Annotated in this window: 12 protein-coding genes; 3 read left to right on the forward strand and 9 right to left on the reverse strand. The window is 61.1% G+C overall.

Annotated elements, in window-relative coordinates:
- Window positions 1-15: 15 nt before the first annotated feature.
- Genes FQ320_RS16915 through FQ320_RS16940 form a run of 6 tightly spaced genes read right to left on the reverse strand, consistent with a single transcriptional unit; the run spans window position 16 to window position 7,803 of the window.
- On the reverse strand, window positions 16-1,257 hold the full coding sequence (locus FQ320_RS16915) for a class I SAM-dependent RNA methyltransferase (protein ID WP_148474329.1): 1,242 nt from the start codon (window positions 1,255-1,257) through the stop codon (window positions 16-18).
- Window positions 1,258-1,310: 53 nt separating this feature from the next.
- Window positions 1,311-3,164, reverse strand: coding sequence for an ABC transporter ATP-binding protein (locus FQ320_RS16920; protein ID WP_148474331.1), 1,854 nt, complete (start codon window positions 3,162-3,164; stop codon window positions 1,311-1,313).
- A 10-nt stretch (window positions 3,165-3,174) separates the two neighbouring features.
- Window positions 3,175-5,016 (reverse strand): ABC transporter ATP-binding protein, encoded by a 1,842-nt coding sequence (locus FQ320_RS16925; protein ID WP_148474333.1) that lies wholly within the window; start codon window positions 5,014-5,016, stop codon window positions 3,175-3,177.
- 57 nt (window positions 5,017-5,073) lie between these two features.
- Window positions 5,074-6,225 carry a CCA tRNA nucleotidyltransferase gene (locus FQ320_RS16930; RefSeq protein ID WP_255509561.1) on the reverse strand — a complete coding sequence of 384 codons (1,152 nt, stop codon included), beginning with the start codon at window positions 6,223-6,225 and terminating at the stop codon, window positions 5,074-5,076.
- Window positions 6,222-6,818 (reverse strand): CoA pyrophosphatase, encoded by a 597-nt coding sequence (locus FQ320_RS16935; protein ID WP_148474337.1) that lies wholly within the window; start codon window positions 6,816-6,818, stop codon window positions 6,222-6,224. The genes FQ320_RS16930 and FQ320_RS16935 overlap by 4 nt, the downstream gene beginning before the upstream one ends.
- The gene (locus tag FQ320_RS16940) at window positions 6,805-7,803 is read right to left on the reverse strand and encodes an Hsp33 family molecular chaperone HslO (RefSeq protein WP_148474339.1); all 999 of its coding nucleotides are present in this window, start codon (window positions 7,801-7,803) and stop codon (window positions 6,805-6,807) included. The genes FQ320_RS16935 and FQ320_RS16940 overlap by 14 nt, the downstream gene beginning before the upstream one ends.
- Before the next feature lie 83 nt (window positions 7,804-7,886).
- Here FQ320_RS16940 and FQ320_RS16945 point away from each other — a divergent pair, with 83 nt between their 5' ends.
- On the forward strand, window positions 7,887-8,333 hold the full coding sequence (locus FQ320_RS16945) for an NUDIX hydrolase (RefSeq protein WP_148474340.1): 447 nt from the start codon (window positions 7,887-7,889) through the stop codon (window positions 8,331-8,333).
- Here FQ320_RS16945 and FQ320_RS16950 read toward each other — a convergent pair.
- Window positions 8,330-9,634: a PP2C family protein-serine/threonine phosphatase gene (locus FQ320_RS16950; protein WP_148474342.1), complete on the reverse strand. Its 1,305-nt coding sequence runs from the start codon at window positions 9,632-9,634 to the stop codon at window positions 8,330-8,332. The two genes, FQ320_RS16945 and FQ320_RS16950, sit on opposite strands and share 4 nt — an antisense overlap.
- Before the next feature lie 129 nt (window positions 9,635-9,763).
- Here FQ320_RS16950 and FQ320_RS16955 point away from each other — a divergent pair, with 129 nt between their 5' ends.
- On the forward strand, window positions 9,764-10,081 hold the full coding sequence (locus tag FQ320_RS16955; protein ID WP_370513080.1) for an Hpt domain-containing protein: 318 nt from the start codon (window positions 9,764-9,766) through the stop codon (window positions 10,079-10,081).
- Window positions 10,082-10,093: 12 nt separating this feature from the next.
- Here FQ320_RS16955 and ilvA read toward each other — a convergent pair whose 3' ends face one another.
- Entirely contained in the window at window positions 10,094-11,353 is a 1,260-nt protein-coding gene (gene ilvA / locus FQ320_RS16960; protein WP_148474344.1) for a threonine ammonia-lyase IlvA, read from the reverse strand.
- A gap of 150 nt (window positions 11,354-11,503) precedes the next feature.
- Here ilvA and FQ320_RS16965 point away from each other — a divergent pair, with 150 nt between their 5' ends.
- Window positions 11,504-12,721 carry an argininosuccinate synthase gene (locus FQ320_RS16965; RefSeq protein ID WP_148474346.1) on the forward strand — a complete coding sequence of 406 codons (1,218 nt, stop codon included), beginning with the start codon at window positions 11,504-11,506 and terminating at the stop codon, window positions 12,719-12,721.
- Window positions 12,722-12,762: 41 nt separating this feature from the next.
- Here the strand turns inward: FQ320_RS16965 and FQ320_RS16970 are convergent, their stop codons facing one another.
- Window positions 12,763-13,473 (reverse strand): HAD family hydrolase, encoded by a 711-nt coding sequence (locus FQ320_RS16970; RefSeq protein WP_148474348.1) that lies wholly within the window; start codon window positions 13,471-13,473, stop codon window positions 12,763-12,765.
- Window positions 13,474-13,509 lie beyond the last annotated feature (36 nt).

Genomic DNA, 13,509 nt, shown 5'->3' on the forward strand with positions numbered 1-13,509 from the left:
TCGTCTCCGTCTTTGTCAGGCGGTTGCGATATGGCGTCGATCAAACCGCGCCGCAAGTTCGACATGGGGCGACCAGCGAAATTGATCGACCGTCGTCACATCAGCAAGGGTAAATCCGCCGGCAATCAATGCGCTGGCATCACGGGCAAAAGTGACAGGATTGCACGACACCATGACGACAGTTGCGACCCGGCTCTGCACGATCTCGGCCACCTGTGCTTCGGCACCGGCGCGGGGCGGATCGATCACCACGGCATCGAAACGGTTCAATTCGTCGGGCAGCAGCGGGCGACGGAACAGATCGCGGGTTTCGCATGTCACGCGTTTCAATCCCGCAGCACCCCGCCAACCCCGATCCAGCGCGGCCATCATGTCTGATTCGCCTTCGACCGCATGTACCTCGGCCTTGGCGGCAAGTGGCAACGAGAAAGTGCCGCACCCGGCAAACAGATCGGCCACCCGTTTTGCACCGCCCACCGCAGTCAGAACCGCGTGGGTCAGCGCCGCCTGCCCGTGATCGGTGGCCTGAAGAAATGCGCCGGGCGGTGGCACCACGCGCGCCGCACCGAACCGTTGTTCGGGGGGTTCGGCCATCGCGACCGTCTCACCGTCCCAGGTCAGCCGGGCCAATCCGGTCTGCGCAACGATCCCGGCCAGCGTGACGCGCAAAGGCCCGTCCAGCGGTTTGCCCCCGGTCGCAGATACATCCAGACCAGACCCCGACACCGTGACGGCAAACGCGATTTCGCCCTTACGCGACGCACCCTCTACGGTCAGGATTTCCAGCACCGGCAGAGCCGAAACGATGGCCGGATCGACCAGCAAACAATGGGGAATCTCGGTGATTGTACCTGATGCGCGCCCGTGAAAGCCCACCGTCGCGCCGCGCTTTGTACGCCGCGCCGACAGAGTTGCGCGGCGTCGGCTGTTCGGCGGTGACGTTTCAGGGCTATGGATTTGCGCATCGATCCCCTGCGCGGTCAGGGCCCGGCGCACCACATCCACCTTCCACGCGGCGACGAAACCATCGCTGGCGTGTTGCAACGAGCAGCCGCCACAGGATTTATAATGCGGACAGGGCGGCGTCACCCGGTCGGATGAGGGCGTGACGATCTTTGGCGCCGCGATCCGGTCGCCGATGATCTCGCCGCTCACCACCTCTCCGGGGAGGGTGCGCGGGGCAAATACGGGCCCCCGGTCAGCGGTTGGCGCGATGCCGTCGCCCATGTGGCCAAGTCGTTCAATGCGATGTTCCATCGAACGGGGTTACGCCTTGCGGCGCGGCGGCACAATGCCAGCCAGCGGCGGAATCACTCGGCAGCTTCGCCAGTTTCCGAAAATGTGACAAACCCACCCGACTGGCGGTTCCAGTACCGGGCATAGATGCCGTTTCTCGCCAGGAGATCGGAATGGGTGCCTTGCTCGACGATCTGCCCGTCCTCAAGCACCACGATGCGGTCCATCCGCGCGATTGTGGACAGGCGGTGCGCGATGGCCAGCACGGTCTTGCCTTCCATCACCTGATCCAATGCACGCTGGATGTCTGCCTCGACCTCGGAATCCAGCGCACTTGTCGCTTCGTCCAGCACAAGGATCGGTGCGTCCTTCAGCATGGCGCGGGCAAGCGCGATGCGCTGCCGCTGTCCGCCCGAAAGCTTCACGCCGCGTTCGCCAAGATGCGCGTCATATCCCGTGCGGCCTTTGAAATCCTCAAGTTTCAGGATGAATTCATGCGCCTCCGCACGTTTGGCGGCGGCGATCATCTGGTCCTCGGTCGCACCGGGGCGGCCATACATGATGTTGTCGCGGGCCGACCGGTTGAACATCGCGGTTTCCTGCGTGACCATGGCGATCTTGCCGCGCAGGCTGGCCTGTGTGACGTCACGGATGTCCTGCCCGGCGATGGTGATCCGGCCCTGTTCAGCATCATAGAGCCGCAACAACAGCGAGGTCAGCGTCGATTTTCCCGCCCCCGAAGCCCCGACAATCCCCAGCTTTTCACCTCGCGCGACCGTCAGGTCGATATCGCGGATGCCACCCGTCTTGCGGCCATAGGCAAAGCTCAGGTGGTCAAAATGCACCGGTCCATCGCCCTGCAGTTCCCGCGCGCCGGAACGGTCGGTCAGGGTGTGGGCCGGGCTGAGGGTGTTCATCCCATCCTCGATCTCGCCGACATTGGCATAGATCGCCATGATCGTGAACGACACCCAGCCGGTCATCTGTGCAATCCTGATCGAGATCGCCCCGGCAGCGGCGATATCACCGGGGGTCGCCGTGCCCTGCGCCCAGAGATACAGCGTTCCGCCGACCAAAAGCACCGGCAGCGTCCCCGCCAGCGTCATCAGCGAAATTCGGAACCCAGAAGCCAGCACGCCGAAATGGATCACCCGGTCACGGAAGGTCGAGATGGCACCAATGGCAGCGCGGTCCTCGTGATCGTCATGGGCGAACAGTTTCACCGTCTTGATGTTGGTGATCGTATCCACAACCTGCCCCGACACCATGGCACGCGAGGCCGCCCGGGCCTTTGCCCGCTTGCGGATGCGCGGCATGAACCAACGGATCAGCCATAGATAAGTCACCAGCCAGACAAACAGCGCCAAAGCGACCCAACCGTTGATCGTGGTCAGCAACAGCGCCGATCCGACAAGCGAGGCAAGCGCGAAGAACACCACGTTGATCACCTCGGTCGCCACATCGGTGATCGCGCGGCTGGTCTGCATCTGTTTTTGTGCAATGCGTCCGGCGAAATCGTCATCAAAGAACGTCACCGCCTGGCCCAGCGTCCAGCGGTGCAACCGGGTCAGCACAAGCGGGTTCACATTGGGGCCGACAATGATCGCGTTTGATGCAGCCGACAGCCCGAACAACAGCGGGCGCACCAGAATGAAGAACGCTGCGACACCGATCAGCAGCCACAGGTTTTCGCCAAAGAATGTCGCCGCCCCGGTGTTCAGCGCTGCGTCGATCACCCAGCCCAGCATCAGCGCCGTAACCACTTCGGCAGTGCCGGCCAGCGCCGACAATCCACCCGCCACCCAAAGCCAGCGCCATGCCCCCGACAGGTTCCAAGCAAAAAACGCCCAAAGGGTGCGCGGCGGCGGGCCCTCGGCTGGACGAAAGGCATCGATCAGATCGGCAAATCGCGTGACGGAAATGTTCATTCTGGGACAATCACTCTGCTGCTTCCGTATCGATGAACCCACCCGACTGGCGCGCCCAGAACCGGGCATAGAGCCCGCCTTTGGCAAGCAAGGTATCGTGATCGCCGGTTTCGGCAATGCGCCCGTCGTCAATCACCACGATTCGATCCATCGCTTTGAGCGTGGACAGGCGGTGCGCGATGGCGATCACCGTCTTATCCTCCATCATGCCATAGAGGGTGGATTGAATCGCGGCCTCGACCTCGGAATCCAGTGCGCTGGTGGCTTCGTCCAGCACGAGGATCGGCGCGTTCTTCAGCATCACCCGGGCCAGCGCCACGCGCTGCCGTTGGCCACCCGACAGTTTCACGCCGCGTTCGCCCACCTGCGCGTCAAATCCACGCCGCCCTTCGGGATCTTCCAGATCCATAATGAAATCATGCGCCTCGGCCTGTCTTGTCGCCGCTAACATATCAGCCTCGGTGGCGGTCCGGTTGCCATACAGGATGTTTTCGCGCACCGAGCGGTGCAAAAGTGAGCTGTCCTGCTGCACCATGCCGATGGCGGCGCGCAGTGAATCCTGCTGCACTCCGGTGATGTCCTGTCCGTCAATCAGGATCTGCCCGCCGTCAGGGTCGTAGAACCGCAAAAGCAGCTTGACGAGGGTGGATTTCCCCGCCCCGGATCGCCCGACGATGCCGACCTTTTCGCCCGGCTCGATCACCAGCGAAATATCGGCCAATCCGCCCGAGGTGCGGCCATAGTGATGCGTCAGCCCGCGCAACTCGATCCGCCCTGCGGTCAGGTTCAATGGCGGCGCATCCGGTGCATCGGTCAGGGTGATCGGCTGGGCGATGGTCTGCATCCCTTCGGCCACCACGCCAAGATTGCGAAAGAATGTCGTCAGCGCCCACATCACCCAGCCGGTCATCGCGTTCAGCCGCAGCGCCAGAGCGGTCGCCGCCGCAACCACGCCCACTGTCGCGCTGCCGCCGATCAGCAGCCATATCGCCCAACCGACAACCCCGACGATCAGCAGACCGTTCAGCGCCACAAGCGTCACATCCATCGTGGTGAAAATCCGCATCTCGACGTTGAATGTTCGCCGCGCCTGTTCGATCGCATCGCGGGCATAGCTGACTTCGGTATCGTCCTGCGCGAACAGTTTCACCGAATGAATGTTGGTGTAACTGTCCACCACCCGCCCGGTCACCGCGCTGCGGGCATCCGACGCCGCCTGCGACGCCGGGCCGACCCGTGCCACAGTCCAGCGGATCAGCAGGGCATAAAGCACCAGCCAGAACAGCAGCGGCACCACCAGCCGCACATCCGCGCCCCACAAAAGCACCGCCGCACCGATGATGTAGGCAATTGAAAACGCAATGGCATCGAAAGCCTGAAACACCACCTCGCCCGCTGCGGGCGGGGTCTGCATGATCCGGTTGGCGATGCGCCCGGCAAAATCGTTTTCATACCAACCGACCGATTGACGCAGCACATGGCGATGCGCCCGCCAACGATAAAGCGTGCCATAATTCGGCAGAATTCCGTTGTTCAAAAGCGCGACATTCACCGCCTGCAACAGTGGCCGGATGAACAGGATGAACAGAGCAACGGCGATGAATTCGGTGCCGTGGCGCGCCCAGATGGTGCCGGGGGCGTCCGACGACAACAGATCGACCACCCGCCCCATGTACCAGATCAGCCAGATTTCCACCGCCGCCACAGCCACCGCGCTGGCTCCGGTCAGAATGAAGACACGGCGAAACGGGCGGGAATAGTCACGCATGAACGGCCAGAGCCGCGTTGGCGGTCTGTCCACTTCCTCATACGCGATATAAGGGTCGACCAGATTCTCGAAAAATCGGAACATGCGCAATGTGCCTTTGAGGGCCCTGATAAACTTCGCGGCCCCGGAGAAGATAGAACGTCAGGGAGCGTTCAGCAAATCGTCCCGGCTCAGGGCAAAGCGCGCATCGATCCAGCGGCGTTCCAACCGTTTCAGCTCTGCGCCAAGCGCCGGACCGGTCAGACCGGGCATCAGATCCGCGGCGGATACTGGAAAGACCGCTGCAGCACCGGCGGCGATATCGGACAGATCGGCAGTACTTATCGGACGGTCCAAAATCGCTGCGCGCAACAGCAGGATGTGTGTTGCGGTCTGCGCACCGTGCCGCCAACCCAGTTCGGCAGGCCGCATCATGTCACCGATACCGTCGCGCAAGATTTTCAAACGCGCGCTATCTTTCCGGGACAGGCGCAACCTCTCGTCCACGCCCACGCCACCCAGCGCGGCCAAACGGCGGATCGGATCGGCGATGCGGTCATTTTCCAGATGCACCAGCGGCGCCAAGGTCACGGGGTCGGCACCGGGCATCACGCGCGCCAGAACACCGGCCTGCGTCATGGCAGCAATGGCGGGGGCGGGATCGGGGGCGGCCAGAAGCTTAAGCATTTCGGCCCCGATACGCTCACGCGAGAGCTGATCGATCCCATCGGCCAGCGCAGCACAGGCGGCCAGTCCTTCAGGATCAATGCCCTGCGCCGGATCGCCATACCACGCGTGAAAGCGGAAAAACCGCAGGATGCGCAGGTGGTCCTCGGTTATCCGCGCCGCCGGATCATCGATAAACCGCACCTTGCGGGCCAGCAGATCGGCCAGACCGTTCAGCGGATCGGCCACCTGTCCCGAAGCATCGGCATAAAGCGCGTTCATCGTGAAATCGCGGCGGCTCGCGTCATCTTCGATCCGGTCGGAAAATCGCACCACCGCGCGCCGTCCATCGGTTTCCACATCGCGGCGGAATGTTGTCACCTCGTGCGGCTGACCGTGGGCGATCACCGTGACCGTACCATGGTCAATCCCTGTCGGCACGACCCGCAATCCGCCGGACTCGGCAAGTTCGGTCACCCGGTCCGGTGTTGCATTGGTGGAAATGTCGATGTCTCCGACGGGGGCGCCGATCAGGGCATTGCGCACACAACCACCCACAAGAAACGCCCGGTGTCCGCCGTTCGTCAACACTGCCAAAACCGTCTGAGTGCCGGGATGGGTCAGCCAATCACCGGTCACCCGGGTCACGGCTGCATCCGGTCGGCCAAAGCGCGCAGAATGCGGGCGGTTGCGCCCCAGATATAATATGGTCCCCATGGCACCGTGAAATACAGACGCTCGGTCCCGCGCCAGCGACGGCCCTGTATCTTATACTGGCCCGGATCGGCGACATGGGACAGGGGCACGCGAAACACCTCGTCAACTTCGCCCGGTTCGGGACGCGCATCGAATTCGGCGCGAATCAGCGCGATCACCGGCGTGATGGTGAACCCGGTGACGGTTTCATGGGATGGCAGGGCGCCCAAGACTTCGACATTGGCGGGGTCCAGCCCGATTTCCTCCTGCGCCTCGCGCAGGGCGGCGGCGGTGGCATCTGCATCGCTTGGATCGATCTTGCCACCCGGAAAAGCGATCTGTCCCGGATGATGCCTGAGCGCCGACGAGCGTTTGGTCAGGATCAATTGTGCCCCGCGATCGCCGTTGATCACCCCGATCAGCACCCCGGCCCCACGCAAACTCCGCCCCTGCGGCAGCAAGGTGCCGGGGTTCAGGTCAAAATCCGACGAAGCGGCGGCGGCCGGTCTGTCCAACGCCGCCATAAGGCGGTCACGCGTCGTCATCAGCCGTCTTCGCCTCGAACCCCAGCGTGGCGGGGTCAAGTTTGTAATGCGCACCGCAGAACTGACAATCGGCGGTGACGATACCGTCGTCGGTCGTCATGGTCGCGATGTCGCGGGTCGAATAGATCGACAGGCTTTGCCGCACTTTGTCTTCGGAACAGCCACACCCAAAGGTTACCGGTTGCGCGTCGAACACCCGCGGGCGTTCCTCGTGGAACAATCGATAGAGAAGGTCGGTTGGCTGAACCGATGGCCCGATCAGCTCAAGATCATCCACCGTATCCAAAAGCGTATTGGCACGCAGCCAGTTTTCGCCTTCGTCCCCGTCAAGAATATCGGCCGGCTCAAGAAGCCCACCCTCGCCGGTGGCATCCCCACTTGCGGTAAAGGGCGATGATTTGGGCATGTGTTGCAGCATCACGCCACCACCGCGCCACCCTTCCGTTTCGCCCGGAATCTGCGACCGGCCAAAAGACAGCGCGAACCGGGTGGGCAGTTGTTCAGACTGGGCGAAATAGGTCTGCGCACAGGATGAAAGCGAGCCTCCGGCAATCGGCGTGATCCCCTGATAAGGCGTATTACCCTGCCCTTGATCCAGCAAAAGCGCGAAATACCCATTGCCGATCAGATCGAACGGCGCTTTTTCTGCGTCCAGCCGATCCGCATCGAAACTGGCCCAGGCGCGGATGCGCGCGGGCGATCCATCGGCACCGGGGGCATAGTAATCCGTGGCGATCAACCGGGCGGGGCCATCGCCGCGCACTTGCAGCGACAGTTTCCAGCGAAGTTTTATCGTTTGACCGATCAATGCGGTCAGCAAGACCATTTCAGCCACCAGAGATTCGATCTGGGGCGGATACGAGTGCTGTTCAAGCACATTGTCCAGCACACCATCAAGGCGCACGATTCGCCCCCGGATGTCGGAACGGTCAAGTTGGAACGGCAGGACGGTATCATCCCAAGCAATTTTCGAAGCGATGGTCATGGGGTTTCCTTGCGCGGCGCGCCTTGGCATACCGCGTCTATATAGGTCGGACAACCGGATCACCAACCACCAGAGGGACAGTTATGATCAGGCGGTATGGCGAAGCGCCCAAATTCGGGGTGCAATATGTGCACCGGCCCGGCGCCTATGCGATCCTGCCCCGGGGCGGATCTCTGCTTTTGACGATGCAGGCCGAACCGGTGCCCGAGTTTCAACTGCCGGGCGGGGGCATCGATCCGGGCGAATCACCCATCGCCGCATTGCACCGCGAAGTGTACGAAGAAACCGGATGGCACATCGCGGCCCCGCGCCGGATCGGCGCATTCAGGCGGTTCACATATATGCCCGAATACGGAATCCACGCGGAAAAGGTCTGTCATATCTATGTGGCGCGCCCGATATTGCAGCGCGGCCCGCCAAGCGAACCGGGGCATTCGGCCGTCTGGGTCGAAACCGGTCAGGCGCTGGACCTGCTTGGCAATCCGGGGGATGCGGCGCTGCTGGAACATTTCTGCGGCATTCATTTTTAACCGACTTCTGGGCCCGTATCAGGGCCGGTAAACTCCAACAGAACACCCGAAACGTCATCATCCATTTCTTCCTTGGTGGCATAGGATGCAAGATCCCACAGAAGCGCCTGAAAAAACGCCTCGCCCTTCACATCGGCGCTGGATTGCATGATTTCGATCAATCCTTCCTCGCCCAGAAGGGTGCCCGCTTCGTCGGCGCATTCGGTTATACCGTCCGATGCGAGCAACAGGCGGTCGCCCGGATTCAACCGGGCAGAACACAGGCCGAACACCGGATCGGATAACAGGCCGATCGGCATCCCGCCCGTGCCCAGCTGTTCGACTGATCCGTCGGCCCGTTGCAGCAAGGGGTGGGGATGGCCGCATTGAATCATCTCGACAGCCCCCGAAGACAAATCGACATAGGCCAGTAGCATGGTAAAATAATGTTCGGTATCCACATCGTCGATCATCATCCGGTTCAACCGGTGCGCCACCTCGGACAGGTCGCGGGCAGAATAGACACCCGGCGCGGTCTGGATCAGCGCCATATTCTGATCCGGCGAACTGCCCGAAAGATATCCTGCCAGCCGCGCGGTCAACAGGGCCGGGGCAATGCCATGGCCCGATACATCGAGCGAAAACAGGCCCACCCGGTGTTTGTCGATCCGGAAATGCCCCACCAGATCGCCGCCGACATGGCCACAAGATCGCAGGACAAGCGCCGCCTGGGCCGTTCCGAAATCCACCGCCCGCTCGCGCAGCAACGAATGTTGTAATTTGCGGGCCTCATTCAGGTCACGGTCAACGGCCGCATACAGCGCCTTGATTTCGGCATAGGCCGCCGAGATCATGCGGTTCTTTTCCGACAGTTCGCGTTCGTTCTTCATGATCCGTGCGGCAGCCGCGATACGCGCGCGCAATTCCTCGGCGCTGACGGGTTTGGTGATGAAATCGTCAGCACCGCTTTCCAGCCCGGTGGCCACCTCGTTCTTTTCGGATTTGGAAGTGAGAAGAATGAAATAGACATACCGTTTCCGCGCCCGTTTGCGGAATATCCGGCAAAATTCCAGCCCGCTCATCCCCGGCATCATCCAGTCACTGATGATCAGGTCAAAAGTTTCGGTCTCGCAGAGGTCCAGCGCCGCCTGCCCTGATTCGGCCTGATGAACCTCAAACCCCCATTTTTCAAGCGAGGACGTCAGGATCTTGCGTTGCAGCCGGCTGTCGTCGACAACAAGAACCCGTTCAATCGGATCCACGATCGCGGTTGAGTTGAGTTGGGGGCCCGGTACGCCGGAATCGTTTTCGAAGTCGCCCATTTCGGAATCCATAACATCTTTTCACGCACTGGGGTTAAGGTTCCGTGAAAACGCTGCCTGAACGGTTTTGTATCTAATCATCATACCTTAAGGGGTTTGCGGCAAAAGGCTCTCTACGAGGGAGAGACGATGATGATTGCATGGGGCCGTATCACCCAACTTAGATCCGAGATCGGTGAAGATGACTTTTCCGAAGTCGTCGCGCTGTTTCTGGAGGAGGTGGACGGCGTGATCGACCGCCTGCGCATCACATCCGATCCGGCAACCATGGCCGCCGATCTGCATTTTCTGAAAGGTTCGGCGCTGAATCTGGGGTTTGCCGCCTTCGCCGACCTGTGTGAACAGGGCGAAGCACTGGCTGAAACGGGCAGGGCTGATCAGGTGCCTGTCGCTGATGTGATCCGGTGCTATGATGCGTCGCGCACAGAATTTCTTGCCGGGCTTTAGGCGCCCGGTGGTTCAGATCAGGAACTCGGTCAGCGCCAAATCGTTTGTAATGTCGCGAAATGTAAAATCTGTGGCATTCAGTTTCTCGGTCAGGATCACGAAATTATCCGCATCCGAGGTTTCGATGCCCAAAAGGACCGATCCAAAGTTGCGGGCAGATTTCTTGAGGTATTCAAAGCGGGTAATGTCGTCTTCCGGGCCCAGCATCGCAAGAAAATCACGCAGGGCGCCGGGGCGTTGGGGCATCCGCAGAATAAAGTACTTCTTGACGCCCGCATAACGCTGCGCCCGTTCCTTGACCTCGGGAAGGCGTTCGAAATCAAAATTGCCGCCCGAGGTGACGCAGACCACACGTTTGCCCTTGATCCGATCCGCCACATCCTCGAGCACGTCAATCGACAGCGCGCCGGCCGGTTCCAAAACGATCCCCTCGACGTTCAGCATATTCTGGATGGTGACGCAGATCCGATCCTCGGGCGCCAGCACCACATTTTCGGGCGCAACATGCTTGAGCACCTCAAACGTCAGCTCGCCGATTCGGGCAACGGCAGCACCATCCACGAATGAATCGATCTGTGGCAGGGTCACCGGCTCGCCCGCTGCAAGGGCTGCGGTCAGGCTGGCCCCGCCTTTTGGTTCAACCAATATCAACTCGCATTCGGGCGCGACCCGGTCGAGAAAGCGTTTCATCCCCGAGGAAAGCCCGCCCCCGCCGACCGGAAGAATCACCACGTCCGGGGGCGTGCCGATTTCCTCAAGCATTTCCACTGCGACACTGGCCTGACCCTCGATCACGTTAAGGTCGTCGAAGGGCGACAGGAAATGCCCGCCCGCCGTCACACAATACTCTTGTGCGGCCTTCAGCGTCGCATCAAAATAGTCACCAATCAGGCGGATTTCGATATTTTCGCCACCAAAAGTGCGGGTCTTGAAGATTTTTTGCTGCGGCGTCGTAACCGGCATGAAGATCACGCCGCGCACACCGAAATGACGGCAGACAAAGGCCACGCCCTGCGCATGATTGCCGGCACTGGCGCAGACGAAAAGATCCTGCTCCGGGTTGTCTTTGCGCACTTTGCGCATCGCATTGAACGCGCCGCGGATCTTATAGGATCGGACAGGCGTCAGATCTTCGCGTTTCAGCCAGATATCGGCGCCAAATCGTTGCGACAGATAGTCATTGTGCTGCAACGGTGTGGCGGGGAAAAGCGCGCGCAACCGGGCGGTGGTCGCCAGAGCCCTGTCTTGGAAATCGTCCTGAAAATCATTCATGACCTCTAAGTGCCGCGTTTGCGGACCGGCGACAAGACCGCAGTTGCGGGTTCGACGCCACTGACGTCTGCTCCCTGCGCCGCCAACTTGCTCTTGAGGCGCAAACGCTGTATCGCCGCCGCTGTCTGTCCGCCCCATGGAGAACATCCGATGTCTGCACCCAAGAAAGTCGTGCTTGCCTATTCCGGGGGTCTCGACACCTCGATCATCCTGAAATGGCTGCAGACCGAATACGGCTGCGAGGTGGTGACCTTTACCGCCGATCTGGGTCAGGGCGAAGAACTGGAACCCGCCCGCGCCAAAGCCGAGTTGATGGGCGCATCGGCGATCTATGTCGAAGACCTGCGCGAAGAATTCGTGCGCGATTTCGTTTTCCCGATGTTTCGCGCCAACGCCCTGTACGAAGGGCTGTACCTGCTGGGCACATCAATCGCCCGCCCGCTGATTTCCAAGCGGCTGGTCGAAATCGCCGCACGCGAAGGTGCCGATGCCGTCGCCCACGGTGCCACCGGCAAGGGCAATGATCAGGTACGGTTCGAACTGGCCGCCTATGCACTGAACCCCGATATCAGGGTGATTGCGCCCTGGCGCGAGTGGGATCTGTCAAGCCGGACCAAACTGCTGGCCTTTGCTGAAGAAAACCAGATTCCCATCGCCAAGGACAAACGGGGCGAAGCACCGTTCAGCGTCGATGCCAACCTTCTGCATACCTCGTCCGAGGGTAAGGTTCTGGAAAATCCCGCCGAAGAGGCTCCGGATTACGTTCTGCAACGAACCACCCGCCCCGAAGATGCACCCGACACCCCCGAGATGGTCGAGGTTACCTTTGAAAAAGGCGATGCGGTCGCGATCAATGGCGAAGCGATGTCACCCGCCACCATCCTGACCCGCCTGAACGAGCTGGGCGGCAAACATGGTGTCGGCATTCTGGATCTGGTGGAAAACCGCTTTGTCGGGATGAAATCGCGCGGCGTCTATGAAACACCGGGCGGTACGCTCCTGCTTGAGGCGCATCGGGGCATCGAACAGATCACGCTGGATTCAGGTTCGGCGCATCTGAAAGATTCGATCATGCCGCGCTATGCTGAACTGATCTATAACGGCTTCTGGTTCTCCCCCGAGCGTGAAATGTTGCAGGCCCTGATCGACAAGAGCCAGGAGCATGTCACCGGCACGGTCCGTATCAAGCTGTACAAGGGATCGGCACGCACCGTTGCCCGCTGGTCTGATCATTCGCTGTATTCCGAGGCGCATGTAACGTTTGAGGACGACGCCGGAGCCTATGATCAGAAAGACGCCGCCGGGTTCATCCACCTGAACGCGCTGCGCCTGAAATTGATTGCCAACCGGAACAAGCGGACGGCCTGATCAATCAAACGCCCCGGTTGTTCAACAGCCGGGGCGCACGTTCAACAATACTCCCGCAACTTCTCATATGGCGCCATGCCCGCCTCGGCCAATTCGCCATAGCGCCCGGCCAATTCGGGCAACGGACCCTCGGGCCCGGCGAATCCGGTTGAACGATGCACCGCCCCATACCAATGGGCGGCCCACACTCCATCGCTCGCATGTCCACCCACCGGCCAGTGCAGCATGGCAGGGTCAAACCCCACGCCAAGGGCCACACACAGCCCCTCAAGCGCGGTTTCCGGGTCGGCGCGGATTATCTCACTGTCGATCACCAGCGGCACCGGCCCATTTTCGGCAAACGTACGGAACAGCCGGTACTGATCTTCAAATCCCAGCCCTTGCACTGTCGGATTTTCCGACTTGGCCGCATAGCTCGCCACGACACGCGCCGGATGGCGGATCAGGAACACATGCCGCGTGTCATCGGGCCAGTCGGGCATGAAACCGGGGCGCATGTGGTGTGGCATGTGTTTTTGATACCAGTGCGCCCGTCCGCCCGGCACCGGCCCGGTACAGGTCGCGGCCACTTTGTCTGCGTCGGCGTCTTGGGCGGCGATAATCGCATCGCGCATCGGATGACGGACGCCTGACTCGGTCAGCCAGGCGGCATAAAACGGCTCATCCGACACGGCAAAATCGGCCCGCGCGCCAAAGGAATACATCATCGCCGTCGACAGGTTGCGCGGCCCCGACCACATGGCAATCCGCATATCCGTCTCCTTCGCTGAACCGTTGAGATATCTGCC

This window comes from Oceaniovalibus sp. ACAM 378 (assembly GCF_008085915.1).
Taxonomy (GTDB): domain Bacteria; phylum Pseudomonadota; class Alphaproteobacteria; order Rhodobacterales; family Rhodobacteraceae; genus Oceaniglobus.